The organism is Streptomyces sp. NPDC042638 (assembly GCF_040647235.1).
Taxonomy (GTDB): Bacteria; Actinomycetota; Actinomycetes; order Streptomycetales; family Streptomycetaceae; genus Streptomyces; species Streptomyces rameus.
Genome location: NZ_JBEZBT010000004.1, coordinates 90,853 through 107,531, shown reverse-complemented (window position 1 = coordinate 107,531; position 16,679 = coordinate 90,853). Strand labels below are relative to the sequence as shown.

Here is a 16,679-nt window from a genome sequence, read left to right as displayed (position 1 = left end):
CCAGGGCGGCACGCAAGGTGGTAGGGGGAACACTCAGGGCGGTACGCAGGGTGGCGGAACCGGTAACACTCAGGGCGGTACGCAGGGTGGCGGGACCGGCAACACCCAGGGCGGCACGCAAGGTGGCGGGACCGGCAACACCCAGGGCGGCACGCAGGGTGGCGGGACCGGCAACACCCAGGGCGGCACGCAGGGTGGCGGAACCGGTAACACCCAGGGCGGCACGCAGGGTGGCGGGACCGGCAATACCCAGGGCGGCACGCAGGGTGGCGGAACCGGTAACACCCAGGGCGGCACCCAGGGTGGATCCGGTAACACTCAGGGCGGCACCCAGGGCTGATTCGGCCGGAAGGTGAGTTCGTCACCTCGCAGAGGGCGCCTCTGCGGGGTGACGACCAACGCCGTGGACCGCGTCCGTCCGCTGGTATCCCTTGTCGGCGTCGATGCCGACGTCGAGTTCACTTCCGCTTTCGGGGTGAGGGAATTGGGAAAAGTCCCATTCCGTAAATTCGGTCTCTCAATCGCAGTATCCGCAATCGCATCCGCATGCACCTGTCTGATGGTGGACGTATCGGCCGCTTCTGCGAGTACCTCGAGTGCTACGACTACTGCGATTACGGTCGCGCCTGCGAAGTCGGCGATGCGCTGTTATGCGACACGAGCCAACCCTGACGCCGTCGTCTGCTACCGATTCTCGAAGAAGGCAGAATTCAGGCACGGCAGTGTTGTGTACGTACCGATTCTCATTCAGGTGCCTACGCCCTCGAATCCGCCGTCCGTGGTCATCGTGAACAGCCTCGATGATGTTCATCCGGGCGACACTTCCGGGTGAGGGTTCCGGCGGCATTGATTGTCTGAGCTGGCGCGGATCGCGAGGTTCGGCCCGCTCACCGCTGCTTACTCCGCCGGAAATTCCCCCAGGGGGCCGTACTTCAGAGCCAGGCGGGTGAGGTCGGCCCTGCGGCGAGAGCCGATCTTCCTGCGCAGTCGCTCCAAATGCGTGTGAACCGTGTTTTCGGTGATGTTCAGTTTGGCGGCGATCTCCCGGTCCGTCGCCCCGCTGGCCACGAGCTGCAAGATCTGTCTCTCGCGGTTGGTGATGTGCGGTGGGGGCGTAGGCAGGCTGTGACCGGCGAGACTCGCGCCGAGATAGCTTCTGCCTGAGGCGACGGCACGGACGGCCGCCATCAACTCCGATACGTCGGTTTTCCTACTGAGATACGCGCGGGCACCGGCTTTGATGCACAGAACGGCATCTGTCTGGGCCTCCGAAGTCGACAGCACGATGACGGCACGTCCTTGTCGGTTCAGCTGGGCGACTTGGTCGGACGTCACTTGGTCGGACACCTGTAGGGCGATGAGAACGAGCTCTGTTCTCTTCGCATCCCGGAGCGCTTCCTGCACGCTGCTGAAGAAGGCCGTGATCTGCAGGTCGGGCTGGGTGTTGATCGCCTGCACGAGGCCGAGGCGAAGCAACGGCCAATCGCAGATGACAGCCATCGGCGTCACGGACGGGCTCATGGGAAGCTCCAGCGTTGGCGGGGCTCCGGCCACAGGACGAAGCGGAGTGGACGACCGGCGGCTCCCGCCGCCTGATACCAGACTCCGGCCTCTGGCGGCAGGCGGCACCCCCGCATGCCCCGCCGCGGGGAAACGCGACACGAGCGGAGCAGTGGTCTTCGGTCTTCGACCGCTCAGCGGGCCTCGTCTGCAGCGGGGCCGATCACGCGGCCGGGATGCCCGGAACGGGCCCGCCGTGCAACGCGAACGGTGTCGGCACCGAAGAGATCATCGCCCGGCGAACCCCTGATCCGTCGGCACTACCTCACGCCCGAGCGGCAGAAGCGAGATCGGAATGAGCTTCAGGTTCGCCCAGCCGAAAGGGATGCCGACGATCGACAGGAAGAGCGGGATACTCGTGATCAGGTGCGCCAGCGCCAGCCACCATCCCGCGAAGATCACCCAGAGCACGTTGCCGATGAAGGACCCCGCTCCGGCGTCCCGCCGGTCCACCGTCGTCCGGCCGAACGGCCAGAGCACGAACCCGGCGATGCGCAGTGACGCGATGCCGAACGGAATGGTGATGATCAGGATGAAGCAGATGAGCGCAGCGATCAGGTAACCGATCGCCATCCAGAGGCCGCAGAGGACGAGCCACAGGATGTTGAGCAGCAGGTTGAACACCTTCATGATCGGCACCTCTCCAGGTCGCTCCGCCGGCATGCCTGCTGTCACAAGTATCAGCCGGTCATGTGCTCGGCCGGAACCGTGGCGTCGTCGTACCGATCATCCGCCGCACCGGCCCGCCCACCATCACGCCCCGTTCCGGCCTGCCCACCACCGCCGTACGCCATAGGCCGCCGCACCAACCGCCAGTACACCTCCGCCCACGGCCACCGAGACCGCGGGCAGCGCGCCTGCCAGGGTGGCGCAGCCCAGCAGACCCACCGCCGGCACCACGCGGGACGACGGGGCCGCGCTCAGAGTCCACGCCGAGGCGTTGGCGACGGCGTAGTAGACCAGCACGCCGAAGGACGAGAAACCGATCGCGCCACGCACGTCCACCGTCGCGGTGAGTACGGCGACCACCGCACCCACGGCCGCTTCCGCCCGATGTGGCACCCGGAACCGCGGGTGCACGGCCGCCAGCGCGCCCGGCAGATGCCCGTCCCGGGCCATGGCGAGCGTCGTACGGGACACCCCGAGGATCAGCGCGAGCAGCGAACCCAGCGCGGCCACCGCCGCCCCGGCCCGCACCACGGGCACCAGCTGCGGCACCCCAGCCGACCGCACGGCCTCGGCCAGCGGCGCCGCCGTCTGTCCGAGCCGGACCGGGCCGAGGACGGCGAGCACGGCGACGGCCACGCACGCGTACACCACCAGAGCGATCCCCAGGGTCAGCCGGATCGCCCGCGGGATCGTGCGCGCCGGGTCGCGGACCTCCTCCCCGAGGGTGGCGATCCGGGCGTACCCGGCGAACGCGAAGAACAGCAGTCCGGCCGCCTGGAGCACACCGCCGGCCCCCGCCGACAGGCCGACGTCGAGCCGCCCCGCGTCGGCCCGCCCCGAGGCCAGGCACGCCACGGCCACGGCCGCGAGGACGGCCATGACGACGGCCACGATCACCCGCGTCAGCCATGCCGACTTCTGGATCCCGCCGTAGTTCACGGCGGTCAGGGCCACCACGGCCGCGACCGCCACCGCGTGGGCCTGCTCCGGCCACACGTACGCGCCCACGGTGAGTGCCATCGCCGCGCAGGAGGCCGTCTTGCCGACCACGAACGCCCAGCCGGCGAGATGGCCCCAGAAGGCGCCCAGCCGCTCCCTGCCGTACACGTACGTTCCACCGGAGGCCGGGTAGCGGGCGGCGAGCCGGGCCGAGGACATGGCGTTGCAGTAGGCCACCACGGCCGCGACGGCCAGTGCGGCCAGCAGCCCGGTCCCGCCCGCGCGCGCGGCCGGCCCCGGAGCGGCGAAGACACCGGCGCCGACCATCGAGCCGAGGCCGACCACCACGGCGTCCCGCACGCCCAGACTGCGGCGCAGGCCGGCATCGGTACGTGTCATGCGCCGCACCCTACTGAGGGCGGCAACCGGCAGGCGGCCTGGTGACGTCCTCCTCAATGACAAGGCACGAACACGCGCGCGACGGACAGCGGGCCCTCACCGGAGAACCGGAAGGCCAGGGCCCGGACAGTGCGGACACAGCGCGGAAGGGCAGGTTCACGGCATGAGCATCATCGGTTGGATCATCCTGGGACTGCTGGCCGGAGCCATCGCCAAGGTCCTGCTGCCCGGACGCGACCCCGGCGGCTTCATCGGTACGACCCTCATCGGCGTGGCGGGCGCGTTCATCGGGGGCTGGATATCGGCCCGCTGGCTGGACCACCCGATCACCAAGCACTTCTACGACGGCGCGACCTGGGCCGCGGCCATCGGCGGCTCCCTGGTGCTGCTGATCGTCTACCGCGTCCTGTTCGGCAACTCACGCGACTGAGCGCGGCACGGCGACGCAACACGGAAGGGTGGGCACCACACGGCGCCCACCCTTTTCCTCCGGCGTCTTCGTCCTACCGGTAGTTCACGAACTGCAGCGCGAAGTCGAAGTCCTTGCCCTTCAGGAGGGCGATGACGGTCTGCAGGTCGTCGCGGCTCTTGGAGCTGACGCGCAGCTCATCACCCTGGACCTGGGCCTTCACGCCCTTGGGGCCCTCATCACGGATGATCTTCGCCACCTTCTTGGCGTTCTCCTGGGAGATGCCCTCCTCGATCGACGCGAAGAGCTTGTACTCCTTGCCGGAGAGCTGAGGCTCGCCCGCGTCCAGCGCCTTCAGCGAGATGCCGCGCTTGATGAGCTTGGACTGGAAGACGTCGAGAACAGCCTTCACGCGCTCCTCGGAGTTCGCCTCCATGAGGATCTTCTCGCCCGACCAGGAGATCGAGGCTCCCACGCCCTTGAAGTCGTAACGCTGCGAGATCTCCTTGGCGGCCTGGTTGAGGGCGTTGTCGACCTCCTGCCGCTCGACCTTCGAGACGATGTCGAAACTGGAGTCGGCCATGTCCTGTGGCTCCTTGTATCGGGTGCGTATCGGGTGCGTGCCGGCGTGCGCGGCGGCGACCGCCGGGCCCGGTGGAGTACCGGGCCGCATCCGCACCAGCCTAGCCACCTCGTGACCCGAGGGGTGGAGATCAATCGGGTGGCGAAGCACCCCTCCGGATCGGGTATTGTTTACGTCGTTGCCGGGGAACACCGCCGAAAGCGGGTTCGATTGGCAGCAAGCCCGGCGGTGTGCCCGAGCGGCCAAAGGGAGCAGACTGTAAATCTGCCGGCTCAGCCTTCCCAGGTTCGAATCCTGGCGCCGCCACACGACCGAAAGGGTCTGTGACCAGCAGCAATGCTGATCGCAGACCCTTTCGTCGTTCCCGAAGCGCACACTATCGATTTGGGGTCTTCGCCCCACTGTGTCTCACCGTGATCCACGTGCTCCGGCCGCGGGCCTGGGGGTCGACCTCGGAGCTGAGTCACGTGGAGACAGCGGCGTGGCGAAGATCATAAGGGCGCTTGGCCGACGGCGAGGCGCGTTGAGCGGGGCTGAGTGCGCGTGCTCGCGCTTCTGCCCACACTTCGCCGTACCCGGTGTCTTGAACAGCCGACCGTCGGAGGCGATGCCGTAAGCCGTGATGTGACAGCACAGCAGGGGGCAACCAGGTTGGGCTGGGCGGGATCGGGACCGTACCGGCCACATCCCCCGCGAATCTGCCGGCTCAGTCTTCCCAGGGGCTGGTCAGCGCCGGTTTTTGATCTCGTCGAGCATTTCCTCGACCGGGCCCGCCAAGACGTCGATCAGACCGTAGCGGCTCCGTACCGCGCGCAGCGTCTGCTCGGGGAACGTGCGGTTTTCCTCGCCTGCGGGCGCGATGACCGGCGCCACGTCGACACCATGTTTGCCAAAGCGCCAATAGGTGGTGACGCGGCGCTTTTTTCTCGTGATTTGATCGATCGCATTGTTTTCTTTCATCTCGGCCGTTTGGATGATGGTGTCGTTCTCTTTCTCGTCTGCTTTTACCCATTGGGGTACAGTAGTGCCGCGCCAGGAGTAGCTAGGGCCTCCGAATTTATCCATGACGAGCCGGTCTTTACGCGCCAGGCTCAGGGTGGCGTAGAACGTCAGCTTGTCGAAAGTCGTGTTGCTGGGAAGCTGGACGACGGTCCGCGTGAGCGACTCGTCGTTCGCCTCGACCCAATTTCCGGGCGGCATCCACGGCTGCGCCGACACCAGCTTGCCCGGCTGGTAGACCTCCCTGCGGGTAAGCGGGTGCTTCTCCCGGTACATAGCCCATTGCTCGGCGTCCTTTCGCCATTTATCCCGGGCCACGTCCCTCGGGCTCATCGACACTTCCTCTCCCATGGCATGGAATTCGGCGCCCAGCACGTAGAAGGCCATATCGCTGTGGTTCACGAGCTTGATGTCGACCGGTACGGAGAACAGCTTGCGGTCCGCGCTGAGCACTGCCTTGCCCACGTTCAGCTGCACGAGAGGGGTGGCCTCGCGCCGGTACGGCTGGAAGAGGTACTGGTAGCTAAAATTGGCGACCGCTACGAGAGTGGAGACGATGAGTGCCGCGGCCACCCGCTTCGGAGTGGGGAGATCAGCCAGTCTTCGCCACACCAGAAGGACAGTGGATAGCGCACTTACGCTGAGCACAATGGTCAGTACTTTGTAGCCGACTTTCTCGCCGTCATTCCACGTCTGTAGTGCGAGCAAGACGTTCGTCAACAACGCCACACCGGTGCTGATCAGCGCGACCACTCCGAAGTTGGAATTCGGTCCGCGGGCCCAGCAGTCCACGACCGCGGCGACACCCACGACCATGATGAGAGCCGCCAGCATGAGGGCCGCACCGGTGAAGCACCCCGCGAAAGTCAGAGCCTCCCTGAAGTCCTTGAAGCCACACCAGCCCGCGGGCAGCGCCGTGAGGAGCAGGACCAGCACGACCCATGCCATTTCCGCCCGGGAGCATGGGCATGTCCTCAGGCCTCTTCGCACCATCACGTACGCGCCGGCGGGGGCCCCTGGGTCGCGCCCTGAGGAAGTCGTCACATGATCACCTCTGGCTGTACACCGGAATCCGATCACCATGCTCCGAGTGATCCACGCGATCACTACACACATTCCGCCGGGATCACCACACACATTGCGCCGGTCGGCCCCCTCTTCCTGCGCCAAAGCCGTAACAGTGATTGCAACCTGGTGCGGGTCTCCTGCTCTCACGGCGCAGTTCCGCGTCAAGGGTGCCGACGCCTCCGGCGAGGGAGGTGGCGGCGACGGCGCCCACGGTTGTGCCCGTCCCGGTCAGGACGAGGGGTTGGCTACCGGAGTCGCTGTCGCCATGGGACGGTCAGAAGCCGGGGGCGGAGCCGGCGAAGAACCACAAGGCGGCGGTGTACCACATCAGTGCGATGGCGGTGACCAGGGTGCCGCCGGCGGCCGGAAGCGCCCAACCGGGCAGTCGGCGGCTGCGTACCACCAGCACCTTGGCGACGAACGCGCCGTACAGGACGCAGCCCACGATGGAGTGCACCGCCACCCGGCTGCTCGACAGGTCGACTCCGTACGCGGTGACGCAGTGGTAGGAGATGGGCAGCGAGAGCAGAAAGGCGAGGAGGCCGATGAGCCGGTGGGCGGGGGGCACCCGGTGCGGCGCGGCCCCCGCTCCCGGCAGGCGCCGGTACATCCACAGCCCGAGCAGCAGTTGGATGAGCGCCAGCGCCATCAGAGCACTGCCCAGGCGCGCCTTGAGATCGAGGACACCGACGCCGTGCCGCCCGAACAGGCCGCTGGTGTAGTCGGGTGTGTGCGTGCGGCCGAACGCGTAGACCCCCACCGCGACCGCGACCGGAAGCAGAAAAGCCAGGAAGGCCGCCGTGGTTCGTGCGGGACGCCGCGTCTGCGCGCCCGTCGGCCCGGTCATCGGTCCCCGATCGATCGGGTTCGACCGCGCTGCCGCATGCGCGTACGACGTACCGCTGTGGCGCCCGAGATCCTCCCGCTGGGGCAGCCGCCAGGGGGAGCAGGCGGCATGGCGGAAACCGCCGGCACTCTCGCCGCGGCCATTCCTCTCACGAGCGCTCCATGGTGTCGGACGGCGCATCCGGGCAGCCGCGCGGGAACGGCCCCCGGCGGAACCCGGCGGAACCCTTCTCCCCAAGTTGGCACCGGGTGCTCGGGCCCTGTCCACTCCGGCTGGTCCGCCCGGGCAGTCGCCGCCCTTAACATGACAAATATGGCATATGTGGCAACATGAACAAGTGTGGCATTCATGCGAGAGGAGTGCGTCATGATCGCCAAGCTGCTCAGCAAGCTGTCCTTCACCCGGCACTACGGTGCGTACGGGGAACACGACTGGCATGCGTACGCCGGCGACAACTAGGGCCTGACCGCACTATCGGCGGGCGCCCCTGGTGCCCGCCGGCTCCGAGCCACACTGCCGACGACATCGACCTGGACGGGTACGGAAGTCAGGACGATCTCATGGGCCGAATCAATGAGCCGCCGCGATTGCCCGGAGGCGGCTTCGCGGCCTGGAGCCGTGACCGGCTGGCGATGGCGCGCCGTGGTGCTGACGAGTGCGGGGACGTCTGGCAGCTGGAGCCGGGCGTCTACGTGACCGCCACGGCCGGCCCGTGTGAAGAAGTCCTGCGCCGTTCGCAGGACTTCCGCAAGGCACCCTCGCCTCTCTTCCCGCCGTTGAAGTGGCCGAGCGGAGCAACGACGCCTGAGCAGCGTGCCCACGCACACGCCGCCCGCATGCGCGGACTGCGCCCGCAGGCGGTCGCGGCCCGGATCGGTGAGATGGCGCCCACCACTGCCCGGTTCGCCGACCAGTGGCCCATGGGCCGGGACGTCGAGATCCTGCCTCTGGTGCGGCCCACCCTGGCGGAGATCGGCGTGCACTACCTCTTCTCCGAAGACACTCCCGCCCTGCTGCCCTTTGCCCCACAGCTCTTCCTGGCCCGGGAGGCGCTCGCCCGCCCCTCGCGCTGGGTGTGGCCGCGCTGGATCCCCACACCGGCACGGCGGTTCCGCACGCGACAGCAAATCGCCTTCACCGACGCTCTGCGGCCCATCGTCCGCCGGCGCCGTTCATCGGGCCGCCTCGGCGACGATGTGCTGGGGCACATGCTGCGGCCCTCCCCGCGCTACGGCCTGCTGCCGGAAGAGGCCATCCTCGACACGCTCCCCGGAATCACCGTCGCCACCTTCGAGGCACCTACCCGGGCAGCCGGATGGATCCTGCTCCACCTGGCCCGGCACCCCGAGGCGGCGGCCCGTGTCGCTGCCGAAGCCGCCGTGCTGCCCGCGAACCCGGCCGCGACGACCAGTACCCACCTCGACAGCCTGCGATACACGCAGGCTCTCGTACGCGAGGTGCTCCGGCTGCACCCTCCGAGCTGGCTGCTGACCCGGCGCACCCCACGACGGACTCAGCTCGACGACTACACCATCGACGCCGGGTCCACCGTTCTCGTCTGCCCCTACACCGCCCAGCGCGACCCACGGGAGCACTCCGAGCCGGACGAGTTCCAGCCCGAGCGCTGGCTCGACGATTCGGATTCGGATCCGCCCGCGAAACCCGGGGTGTTCCTCTCCTTCGGCACCGGTCCGCATGGCTGCGAGGGAGCCGCTCTGGCCATGGCGATGCTGACGCTCCTGACCGCGCAGACCGCCCGCCGCTACCACCTGAGCGAGCCGCCCGGACCGGAACCCGGCTACCAGGTGACCACCTTCGAAGGGCTCGCGACCGCCGGCCTGCGCCTGCGTGCCACCTCGCGCGACCGGGAGCGGTCCTGCTTCGAGTGACCGACCGCCCGGATGAGCGGCGTGGCCGGTGCCGATCGCGACATCGAACTCGAACCATCCTGGAACAGGGCCGGTGCGATGCGAGCCGACCGACCGTCCCGACCGGCTCGCCCGTGGCCGTCGTTTCGACCGCCAACCGGAAGCGGTCGCGGTCGCGGTGCCCGCGAGGCTGAGGGGCACGCCGAGGCCGGTGCCGGTCACCCTGCTCCTGCCTCACCGTTTCCCCCGCGGAGGCGGACCGGGACCGCCGGTTCGCCGTTCCGGCGGTCCCGCTGTCGCACTTCCCGTCGGCGGCACTAGAATCGAACGTGTGAACGAGAACCGTCCGCTGACGCGTCTCGACATGCTGCGCTTCGCCCGCCGCGTCGTCGAGCACCAAGCTGCCCGGCAGCTTGCGTTGATGGACCGGTGGATCACCGACGAGGAGCGCCGGGAGGCCGAACGGCAGCGTCGTACCGCCGCCCGGCAGGCCTGCCCGGAGTGGGTGGTCGAGCGTGGTCTGAACGGCCGTAGCGCGGTGTACGTCCATGTCGGTGGCTGTACGGGCGCGGGCGGGCGGGCGAAGGGCGCCGGGCGCGAAGAGGCGGTACGTGCCCTCACCGAGGAAGGAGTCCCCGCGTGCCCGCTGTGCCGGCCGGATACCGCGCTGGGGATTCTCGAATGACCGGCCCGGGTGCGGGCCCGGGCGGTCCGGATGATGCTGGAGCCATGGCCGGGAAACGTCCCATCATCGTGCAGTTGCCGTCTCCGACCGGCGGTCGCCGGGTGCGGGTGGACGGCGAGATCCTCGGCCTCGCGCACAACGTGGGGGACCTGGTGGAGTTCCTGCGCCGGGCCGGGCTGGAGATCGAACCGGAAGAGGTGGCCGACTCGCCGCTGATCGACTGGCGCGGAGTGGGCCCCGACCGGTGGGAAACGGAGACCCGGACCTGACCGAGCAGCCGCTCCCGCCCGTGCGGAGGCGCACCGACGGTCCCGTTCCGGGCACACTGGCGGCATGTCCTCCCGACGCAGAACCTGTCCCGTGTGCCGTCGCGAAATCGCCGTCGTCGCCGGCCGCTTCGCGCGACACGACCCGCCCGGGGCACGGGAGAACGGAGAACTCCTCTCCTGCGCCGGGTCGCGACGCCAGGCACAACTCGGCGCGGAACAGCCGTCCCTGGACGGCTACGTCGTGCCGGACTTTCCCGGACAGCTGCCCCTGTTCTGATGTTCTGAGTTCTGGCGTTCCGCCCGGCTTCCGACCGGCCGCCGGCGGACGCTACCGGTCAACGCTCGGCGGCCGGTTCCGTTTTCGGCTCCGGCGGTCGGACTCGGTTCCGGCGGCCGGATTCCGTTACGGCGGTCGGCTGCTGTTCCGGTCGCCGACTCAGTTCCCGGCGACGGATTTGACCGCTACCGACACCGGCGTCGAACCGCTGATCAGCTCCAGCGTGAGACCGGCCGTCGCCGGCGTGTCCACCAGTTCCGCGAGGACGGCCGCCACGTCGTCCCGCGGGATCGAGCCCGGCCCCGTGTGCGCCTCCATGCGGACCAGGCCGGTGCCCGGGTCGTCCGTCAGCGAGCCCGGGCGCAGGATCGTCCAGTCCAGCGCCTCCTGCCGGGCGATGTAGGCGTCGGCCTCGCCCTTGGCGCGTAGGTACACGTCGAAGACCTCGTCCCCCTGGTGCGCGGGATCAGCGCCCATCGAGGACACCACGACGAAGCGGCGTACGCGCGCGCGTACGGCCGCGTCCGCGAACAGCACCGCCGCGCCCTTGTCCACCGTCTCCTTGCGGGCCTTGCCGCTGCCCGGGCCCGCGCCCGCCGCGAAGACCGCCGCGTCCGCGCCCTGCAGGTGCGCGGCGACCCCCTCCACCGAGACGGACTCCAGGTCGAGCAGGACCGGTTCGGCGCCGGCCGCCCGGAGATCGTCGCCCTGTTCGGGCTTGCGGATGATGCCCGCCACGTCGTCCCCGCGCGCGGAAAGCAGACGCTCCAGCCGCAGCGCAATCTGACCATGACCACCAGCGATGACAATGCGCATGATTCCGACCGTACGCCCGAAGGGCCTCATCCGCCGCACGAGTTAACCGGCGCGCGGACAGCCCTGCGGGCTCCTCGGCCCCGGGCCGCCCCGCCGGGGGCTCAGGACAGTTCCCCGCGCCCCTGCCGCGGCAGCCCTAGCTCCGCCGCCGCAGCCGAGTTGCAGTACTCGCGCACCGCACTGGTACGGGCCACCACCCGGCCCCGGTGCACCACGATCCGGCTGTAGGCCAGGGAGAGCGCGCCGGCGAGATGGTCACCGCGTACGGCAAGGAGCTCGGCGGGGAAGCCCGCCTCCACACGCACCTCGGGCAGGCCCAGCACCGCGCGGGCCGACGCGCACACGGCGTCGTAGGCGTCCTCCGCGCGCAGGCCGTGCGCGGAGGCGAGCAGGTAGGCCGCCTCGAGGGGGTCGCCGCGGCCGACGGGGTTGGAGACGTCGCGCATGGCCCCGCTTCCGGCCGCCACCCGCACCCCGGCCGCCCGCAGCACCCGTACCGGTGCCGTGCCCCGCCGGTCGGCGCCGCCGCAGCCGCCCTGGGGCAGGCACACCACCGTCACGCCGGCCGCCGCGAGCTGGTCGGCTGCGCGGGAGGCGGCGTCGGCGGACAGGCGCGCGAGCCCCGCGCACGGTCCGATCGTCACGCCGGGGCGCAGGCGCCCCGCCATGACCGCGAGCCGGGACAGCCGGGCCGGGTCGGAGGCGTCCGTGTGCAGGTCCACCGGGCAGCCGTGTTCGGAGGCCACCTCCAGAACCGCCTCCACATAGCCCGTGGGATCCGGGTCCAGGTCCGGGCAGCCGCCCACCACGGAGGCGCCCATCTTCACCGCGTCCCGCAGCATCGCGAGCCCCTCCGCCCCGGCCACCCCGGTCAGCAGCCGAGGCATCGCCACCGTCGTCAGCTCGGCCAGCCCCCGCAGCGACCGCCGTGCCTGCAGGACCGCGCCCAGCGCGCCGAGCCCCTGGACGTCGCCCACGCGCACGTGCGCGCGTAGCGCCGTCGCCCCGTGCCCGAGCTGCAGCAGTGCCGCCTCGGTCGCCCGGCGCTGGACGTCCTCGGGGGTGTACGACACCGGGCCGGGACAGTCGGCGGACAGGGCGGTGTCGCCGTGGGCGTGGGGCTCCGCCGGCGCCGGCAGGAGCAGATAGCCGCTCAGGTCCACGCGCGTGACGCCCGCTCGGGCCGGTCCCGGGGCGAGACTGCCGGTCGTACCCACCGCCTCGATACGCCCTCCGCCGAGCCGCACGTCCACGGTCCGGCCGTCGGTGAGCCGCGCCCCGCAGAGCAGGAGGGCGGCCGGGTCGGACGGCCCCGAGGACCCCGACGAGTTCGACGGCGGTTGCGGCTGCGGCTGGCTGTCGGGCATCGCGCTCCAGGGTCGGGGCCGGGGGGCTCGGCGGGCCGGCATACGGGATCCGGGGCTGTGACGGCCCAAGATCACACAGAGTGAGTCGAGCCTAGGGTCGCGAGCCGCGCGGGTCGTGCAGGAGCGCAATAGTCGTACCGGCGTGGTCCGCCCCAGGCGGCCACAGCGGCCACACATGTCGCCCACGCGCGCGGCCGGCGCCGCGCGTGGGCGACGCTCGCGTGCGCGAGCCGCACCGACGACGCCCAGGCCCACGCTGACGCTCAACGCCGCACACCCACGGCGCTCGCGCGCGTGGAGCCTCCCCTGCGCGGCCCGCCCGGGCTCACGTTCACGCGCGCGTGCCGCCGTCCGCTCCACGCGCGCGTGCCGCCGTCTGCTCCACGCGCGCGTGCCGCCGCTGTCCGCGACGCCGGTCGGTGCGACGCCCGCCGCGCGGGCTCGTTCGCCTTCCCGTCGCGGCTCCCGTGGCTCCCGTGGCTCCCGCCGCTCCCGCGCGCGGGAGCGGCGGTGGCGGTGGCGGAGAGGTGCGTCGCGTGAGGCCGGCGGGATGCCGGGAGGGCGGTGGGGAGGGCCGGGGCGGGCGGAGGGAAACGGATTTGGGCGAACGGCGGCGGACCGTGTAATGTCTTCATCGCTCGCCCCAATAGCTCAGTCGGCAGAGCGTCTCCATGGTAAGGAGAAGGTCAACGGTTCGATTCCGTTTTGGGGCTCTGGTGTGAGAGGTCCCCGTCGCAAGACGGGGTCCGATCTCATCAAAGCGGTGTAGCTCAGTCGGTAGAGCAAGCGGCTCATAATCGCTGTGTCACCGGTTCAAGTCCGGTCACCGCTACTGACAGTAGCCGATTGCGGGGTCGGTCCTTCGATCGGCTACTCTTGCTTGCGTTGAATCAGTCCATCCGTTCGTCTTAGGAGCACTCACGTGGCTGCCACCGACGTCCGCCCGAAGATCACGCTGGCCTGCGTGGAGTGCAAGGAGCGGAACTACATCACCAAGAAGAACCGGCGTAACAACCCGGATCGCCTGGAGATGAAGAAGCACTGCCCGCGTTGCAATGCGCACACCGCGCACCGCGAGACGCGATAAATCAGGCTCGTTCGTGAGGCCGTCCCCTTCCGAGGGGGCGGCCTCACGGCGTTTCCGCCGACTCGGCAACCAGGTACCCATGCCGCCTCATCAGCCCCATGCGCATTCCGTGGCGGGTTTCCGGCTAATTTGGGGCCATCACAGCAGACGTCAGGAGGTGCCGGGCCATGGCGCTCGACCAGTCCTTCGTGGGACGGACCTACCCGCCCACCGCGCCCTATGAGGTGGGCCGGGAGAAGATCCGCGAGTTCGCCGAGGCGGTGGGCGAGACCAACCCGGTGTACACGGATCCCGAGGCCGCCAAGGCGTTCGGCCACTCCGATGTGATCGCCCCGCCGACCTTCGTGTTCTCCATCACTTTCCGGGCCGCCGGACAGGTGGTCCAGGACCCGCAGCTGGGGCTCGACTACAGCCGGGTGGTGCACGGTGACCAGAAGTTCGTCTACGCCCGCCCTGTGCGCGCCGGCGACCGGCTCACGGTGACGTCCACGATCGAGAGGATCAAGTCCCTCGCGGGCAACGACATCCTGGACATCCGTGGTGAGGTGCACGACGAGGCCGGCGAGCACGTCGTGACCGCCTGGACCAAGCTCGTGGCCCGCGCGGCCGAGGAGGCGTGAACAGCCGATGACCGCGAAGATCGCGTATGACGACGTCGAGGTCGGCACCGAGCTGCCGGCGCAGAGCTTCCCCGTGACGCGCGCCACGCTGGTGCGCTACGCGGGTGCCTCCGGGGACTTCAACCCGATCCACTGGAACGAGAGGTTCGCCAGGGAGGTGGGTCTGCCGGACGTCATCGCGCACGGCATGTTCACCATGGCCGAGGCAGTCCGCGTGGTGACGGACTGGACCGGGGACCCGGGCGCGGTCGTGGAGTACGGCGTCCGCTTCACCAAGCCGGTCGTCGTCCCCGATGACGACCAGGGTGCCCTGATCGAGGTCAGCGGCAAGGTCGCGGCCAAGCTGGACGACAACACCGTGCGGGTCGACTTGACGGCGACGAGCGACGGCCAGAAGGTGCTGGGCATGTCCCGGGCGGTCGTGCGGCTGGCCTGACGGCCGACGCCGAGGGCCCACGGCTGGGCGGCGCCGTCGGAGGCGTCTCGTAGTCTTGGGCCCGTGCAGGTACTCCACGACGCCCCCCTTGCCCCGCTGACCACCTTCAGGCTGGGCGGCCCCGCGACGCGGCTGGTGACCGCCGCGACCGACGCCGACGTGATCGCCGCGGTCCGCGAGGCCGACGACACCGGCACCCCGCTGCTGGTCATCGGCGGCGGATCGAACCTCGTCATCGGCGATAAGGGCTTCGACGGCACCGCCCTGCGCATCGCCACCCGCGGTGTCGAACTGCGCGGCACCACCCTGGAGGTGGCGGCCGGCGAGGTGTGGACCGACGCCGTGGCCCGCACCGTGGAGGCCGGGCTCGCCGGGCTCGAATGCCTCGCCGGCATCCCCGGGTCCGCGGGCGCCACGCCGATCCAGAACGTGGGCGCCTACGGCCAGGAGGTCTCCTCGACGATCACGGAAGTGATCGCGTACGACCGGCGGGCCGGCGAGACGGTCACGCTGACGAACGGCGAGTGCGCCTTCTCGTACCGCCACAGCCGCTTCAAGGCCGACCCCGAGCGCTATGTCGTGCTCCGGGTCCGTTTCGAGCTGGAGGACGCGGGAGGGCTGTCTTCCCCGGTCAAGTACGCCGAGGCGGCCCGCGCGCTCGGCGTGGAGCCCGGCGGCCGGGTGCCGCTGGCCGAGGCCCGTGAGGCCGTGCTGAAGCTGCGCGCCGGGAAGGGCATGGTGCTGGACCCCGAGGACCACGACAGCTGGTCGGCCGGGTCCTTCTTCACCAACCCGATCCTCACCGACGAGCAGTTCACCGCGTTCCACGCGCGCGTGCGCGAGCGGCTGGGCGAGGGCGTCGAGCCGCCCGCCTACCCGGCGGGGGAGGGCCGTACGAAGACGTCCGCGGCCTGGCTGATCGACAAGGCGGGCTTCGGCAAGGGCTACGGCACCGGTCCCGCCCGCATCTCCACCAAGCACACCCTCGCCCTCACCAACCGGGGCGGCGCCACTACGGAGGACCTGCTGGCCCTGGCCCGCGAGGTGGTCGCCGGCGTCCGCGAGGCCTTCGGGGTCACGCTGGTCAACGAGCCGGTGACCGTGGGTGTGAGCCTGTGACCGGGGCGGCTCAGTAGGCGACGCCCACCCCCTGCTTCAGGGTCTCCCCGGCGTCGATCATCGACAGCATCGCGTGCGCGACGTCCGCGCGCGCGATGAAGCGGCCCTTGGGCGGGAAGCCGCCGATCACGGTGCGGTAGCGGCCGGTGAGCGGCTTGTCCTGCAGCCGCGGCGGCCGTACGGACGTCCAGTCCGTACCGCTGCGGGCCAGGTCGGCCTCCATCTCGCCCAGATCGGCGTAGACGTCCTTGAGGACCGCAGACACCAGAGTGCGCATCCCGCGGTCCAGGGCGCCCTCGCCCTCCGCGGCCGGCCCGACCGGACCGGCGCTGACGACCAGCAGCCGGCGGGTGCCCTCCGCCTCCATGGCGCCCAGGACGGTACGGGTCAGCCGGGTGGTCACACCGGCGTCCTTGCGGCTGCGCGCGCCCAGGCCGGACAGGACGGCGTGCCGGCCCCGGACGGCGGTGCGCAGCTCCTGCGGGTCGGTCAGGCCGCTGCGGACGACCTCCAGGCGATCGCCGGTGAGGCCGAGCCTGGCCGGGTCCCGGACGACAGCCGTGACCTCGTGACCGGCGTCCAGGGCCTGGCGGACCAGTTCCCGGCCGATCCCCCCGGTGGCACCGAAGACGGTCAGCTTCATGGCGGCTCCCCCTGCTCGT

Annotated in this window: 19 protein-coding genes and 3 tRNA genes; 13 read left to right on the top strand and 9 right to left on the bottom strand. The window is 70.2% G+C overall.

Annotated elements, in window-relative coordinates; translation table 11 throughout:
* Nucleotides 1-340: hypothetical protein (locus tag AB0B40_RS05115; protein WP_362262923.1), on the top strand; the 340-nt coding region annotated here is incomplete at its 5' end.
* Nucleotides 341-897: 557 nt separating this feature from the next.
* Here AB0B40_RS05115 and AB0B40_RS05110 read toward each other — a convergent pair.
* From AB0B40_RS05110 to AB0B40_RS05100, 3 genes are all read right to left on the bottom strand, one after another.
* Nucleotides 898-1,521: a response regulator transcription factor gene (locus tag AB0B40_RS05110; RefSeq protein ID WP_345060524.1), complete on the bottom strand. Its 624-nt coding sequence runs from the start codon at nucleotides 1,519-1,521 to the stop codon at nucleotides 898-900.
* 267 nt (nucleotides 1,522-1,788) lie between these two features.
* Nucleotides 1,789-2,190: a YccF domain-containing protein gene (locus AB0B40_RS05105; protein WP_362262920.1), complete on the bottom strand. Its 402-nt coding sequence runs from the start codon at nucleotides 2,188-2,190 to the stop codon at nucleotides 1,789-1,791.
* A 123-nt stretch (nucleotides 2,191-2,313) separates the two neighbouring features.
* Nucleotides 2,314-3,567: an amino acid permease gene (locus tag AB0B40_RS05100; protein WP_362262917.1), complete on the bottom strand. Its 1,254-nt coding sequence runs from the start codon at nucleotides 3,565-3,567 to the stop codon at nucleotides 2,314-2,316.
* A 163-nt stretch (nucleotides 3,568-3,730) separates the two neighbouring features.
* Here AB0B40_RS05100 and AB0B40_RS05095 point away from each other — a divergent pair, with 163 nt between their 5' ends.
* Nucleotides 3,731-3,997, top strand: a complete 267-nt coding sequence (locus AB0B40_RS05095) for a GlsB/YeaQ/YmgE family stress response membrane protein (RefSeq protein ID WP_345060518.1) — start codon at nucleotides 3,731-3,733, stop codon at nucleotides 3,995-3,997.
* A gap of 73 nt (nucleotides 3,998-4,070) precedes the next feature.
* On the opposite strand, the gene AB0B40_RS05090 is transcribed toward AB0B40_RS05095, so the two are convergent.
* Complete coding sequence (locus tag AB0B40_RS05090; RefSeq protein WP_345060516.1) at nucleotides 4,071-4,559, bottom strand: YajQ family cyclic di-GMP-binding protein; 489 nt, start codon at nucleotides 4,557-4,559, stop codon at nucleotides 4,071-4,073.
* A 224-nt stretch (nucleotides 4,560-4,783) separates the two neighbouring features.
* Between AB0B40_RS05090 and AB0B40_RS05085 the strand changes: the two genes are divergently transcribed.
* Nucleotides 4,784-4,865 (top strand) — tRNA-Tyr (locus AB0B40_RS05085).
* A 420-nt stretch (nucleotides 4,866-5,285) separates the two neighbouring features.
* On the opposite strand, the gene AB0B40_RS05080 is transcribed toward AB0B40_RS05085, so the two are convergent.
* Nucleotides 5,286-6,494 (bottom strand): hypothetical protein, encoded by a 1,209-nt coding sequence (locus AB0B40_RS05080; protein WP_362262913.1) that lies wholly within the window; start codon nucleotides 6,492-6,494, stop codon nucleotides 5,286-5,288.
* A 406-nt stretch (nucleotides 6,495-6,900) separates the two neighbouring features.
* On the bottom strand, nucleotides 6,901-7,473 hold the full coding sequence (locus AB0B40_RS05075; RefSeq protein ID WP_345060512.1) for a DUF6529 family protein: 573 nt from the start codon (nucleotides 7,471-7,473) through the stop codon (nucleotides 6,901-6,903).
* Nucleotides 7,474-8,033: 560 nt separating this feature from the next.
* Here AB0B40_RS05075 and AB0B40_RS05070 point away from each other — a divergent pair.
* From AB0B40_RS05070 to AB0B40_RS05055, 4 genes are all read left to right on the top strand, one after another.
* Complete coding sequence (locus tag AB0B40_RS05070) at nucleotides 8,034-9,362, top strand: cytochrome P450 (RefSeq protein ID WP_345060510.1); 1,329 nt, start codon at nucleotides 8,034-8,036, stop codon at nucleotides 9,360-9,362.
* A 310-nt stretch (nucleotides 9,363-9,672) separates the two neighbouring features.
* Entirely contained in the window at nucleotides 9,673-10,026 is a 354-nt protein-coding gene (locus tag AB0B40_RS05065; protein WP_345060508.1) for a DUF6233 domain-containing protein, read from the top strand.
* A gap of 44 nt (nucleotides 10,027-10,070) precedes the next feature.
* Nucleotides 10,071-10,295, top strand: coding sequence for a hypothetical protein (locus AB0B40_RS05060; protein ID WP_345060506.1), 225 nt, complete (start codon nucleotides 10,071-10,073; stop codon nucleotides 10,293-10,295).
* Between the two features lie 64 nt (nucleotides 10,296-10,359).
* Nucleotides 10,360-10,572, top strand: a complete 213-nt coding sequence (locus AB0B40_RS05055; protein WP_345060504.1) for a hypothetical protein — start codon at nucleotides 10,360-10,362, stop codon at nucleotides 10,570-10,572.
* Between the two features lie 159 nt (nucleotides 10,573-10,731).
* On the opposite strand, the gene AB0B40_RS05050 is transcribed toward AB0B40_RS05055, so the two are convergent.
* Nucleotides 10,732-11,388 carry an NAD(P)H-binding protein gene (locus AB0B40_RS05050; RefSeq protein ID WP_345060502.1) on the bottom strand — a complete coding sequence of 219 codons (657 nt, stop codon included), beginning with the start codon at nucleotides 11,386-11,388 and terminating at the stop codon, nucleotides 10,732-10,734.
* Nucleotides 11,389-11,489: 101 nt separating this feature from the next.
* Nucleotides 11,490-12,755: a hydrolase gene (locus tag AB0B40_RS05045; protein ID WP_362262909.1), complete on the bottom strand. Its 1,266-nt coding sequence runs from the start codon at nucleotides 12,753-12,755 to the stop codon at nucleotides 11,490-11,492.
* A gap of 640 nt (nucleotides 12,756-13,395) precedes the next feature.
* Between AB0B40_RS05045 and AB0B40_RS05040 the strand changes: the two genes are divergently transcribed.
* The 6 genes from AB0B40_RS05040 (at nucleotide 13,396) to AB0B40_RS05015 (ending at nucleotide 16,017) form a co-directional block, all read left to right on the top strand.
* Nucleotides 13,396-13,468 (top strand) — tRNA-Thr (locus AB0B40_RS05040).
* A gap of 46 nt (nucleotides 13,469-13,514) precedes the next feature.
* Nucleotides 13,515-13,587 (top strand) — tRNA-Met (locus AB0B40_RS05035).
* A gap of 90 nt (nucleotides 13,588-13,677) precedes the next feature.
* The gene (gene rpmG / locus AB0B40_RS05030; protein WP_003948671.1) at nucleotides 13,678-13,842 is read left to right on the top strand and encodes a 50S ribosomal protein L33; all 165 of its coding nucleotides are present in this window, start codon (nucleotides 13,678-13,680) and stop codon (nucleotides 13,840-13,842) included.
* Nucleotides 13,843-14,009: 167 nt separating this feature from the next.
* Complete coding sequence (locus AB0B40_RS05025) at nucleotides 14,010-14,462, top strand: MaoC family dehydratase N-terminal domain-containing protein (RefSeq protein ID WP_345046709.1); 453 nt, start codon at nucleotides 14,010-14,012, stop codon at nucleotides 14,460-14,462.
* 7 nt (nucleotides 14,463-14,469) lie between these two features.
* The gene (locus AB0B40_RS05020) at nucleotides 14,470-14,898 is read left to right on the top strand and encodes a MaoC family dehydratase (protein ID WP_345046710.1); all 429 of its coding nucleotides are present in this window, start codon (nucleotides 14,470-14,472) and stop codon (nucleotides 14,896-14,898) included.
* Between the two features lie 63 nt (nucleotides 14,899-14,961).
* On the top strand, nucleotides 14,962-16,017 hold the full coding sequence (locus tag AB0B40_RS05015; protein ID WP_362262905.1) for a UDP-N-acetylmuramate dehydrogenase: 1,056 nt from the start codon (nucleotides 14,962-14,964) through the stop codon (nucleotides 16,015-16,017).
* A gap of 10 nt (nucleotides 16,018-16,027) precedes the next feature.
* On the opposite strand, the gene AB0B40_RS05010 is transcribed toward AB0B40_RS05015, so the two are convergent.
* Nucleotides 16,028-16,660: an NAD(P)H-binding protein gene (locus tag AB0B40_RS05010; RefSeq protein ID WP_362262902.1), complete on the bottom strand. Its 633-nt coding sequence runs from the start codon at nucleotides 16,658-16,660 to the stop codon at nucleotides 16,028-16,030.
* Nucleotides 16,661-16,679 lie beyond the last annotated feature (19 nt).

Excerpts from the sequence above, each read along its gene's own strand:
- AB0B40_RS05110 (WP_345060524.1), bottom strand. The coding sequence starts at position 1,521 with ATGAGCCCGTCCGTGACGCCGATGGCTGTCATCTGCGATTGGCCGTTG.
- AB0B40_RS05105 (WP_362262920.1), bottom strand. The coding sequence starts at position 2,190 with ATGAAGGTGTTCAACCTGCTGCTCAACATCCTGTGGCTCGTCCTCTGC.
- AB0B40_RS05100 (WP_362262917.1), bottom strand. The coding sequence starts at position 3,567 with ATGACACGTACCGATGCCGGCCTGCGCCGCAGTCTGGGCGTGCGGGAC.
- AB0B40_RS05095 (WP_345060518.1), top strand. The coding sequence starts at position 3,731 with ATGAGCATCATCGGTTGGATCATCCTGGGACTGCTGGCCGGAGCCATC.
- AB0B40_RS05090 (WP_345060516.1), bottom strand. The coding sequence starts at position 4,559 with ATGGCCGACTCCAGTTTCGACATCGTCTCGAAGGTCGAGCGGCAGGAG.
- AB0B40_RS05075 (WP_345060512.1), bottom strand. The coding sequence starts at position 7,473 with ATGACCGGGCCGACGGGCGCGCAGACGCGGCGTCCCGCACGAACCACG.
- AB0B40_RS05070 (WP_345060510.1), top strand. The coding sequence starts at position 8,034 with ATGGGCCGAATCAATGAGCCGCCGCGATTGCCCGGAGGCGGCTTCGCG.
- AB0B40_RS05060 (WP_345060506.1), top strand. The coding sequence starts at position 10,071 with ATGGCCGGGAAACGTCCCATCATCGTGCAGTTGCCGTCTCCGACCGGC.
- AB0B40_RS05055 (WP_345060504.1), top strand. The coding sequence starts at position 10,360 with ATGTCCTCCCGACGCAGAACCTGTCCCGTGTGCCGTCGCGAAATCGCC.
- AB0B40_RS05050 (WP_345060502.1), bottom strand. The coding sequence starts at position 11,388 with ATGCGCATTGTCATCGCTGGTGGTCATGGTCAGATTGCGCTGCGGCTG.
- AB0B40_RS05045 (WP_362262909.1), bottom strand. The coding sequence starts at position 12,755 with ATGCCCGACAGCCAGCCGCAGCCGCAACCGCCGTCGAACTCGTCGGGG.
- AB0B40_RS05025 (WP_345046709.1), top strand. The coding sequence starts at position 14,010 with ATGGCGCTCGACCAGTCCTTCGTGGGACGGACCTACCCGCCCACCGCG.
- AB0B40_RS05020 (WP_345046710.1), top strand. The coding sequence starts at position 14,470 with ATGACCGCGAAGATCGCGTATGACGACGTCGAGGTCGGCACCGAGCTG.
- AB0B40_RS05010 (WP_362262902.1), bottom strand. The coding sequence starts at position 16,660 with ATGAAGCTGACCGTCTTCGGTGCCACCGGGGGGATCGGCCGGGAACTG.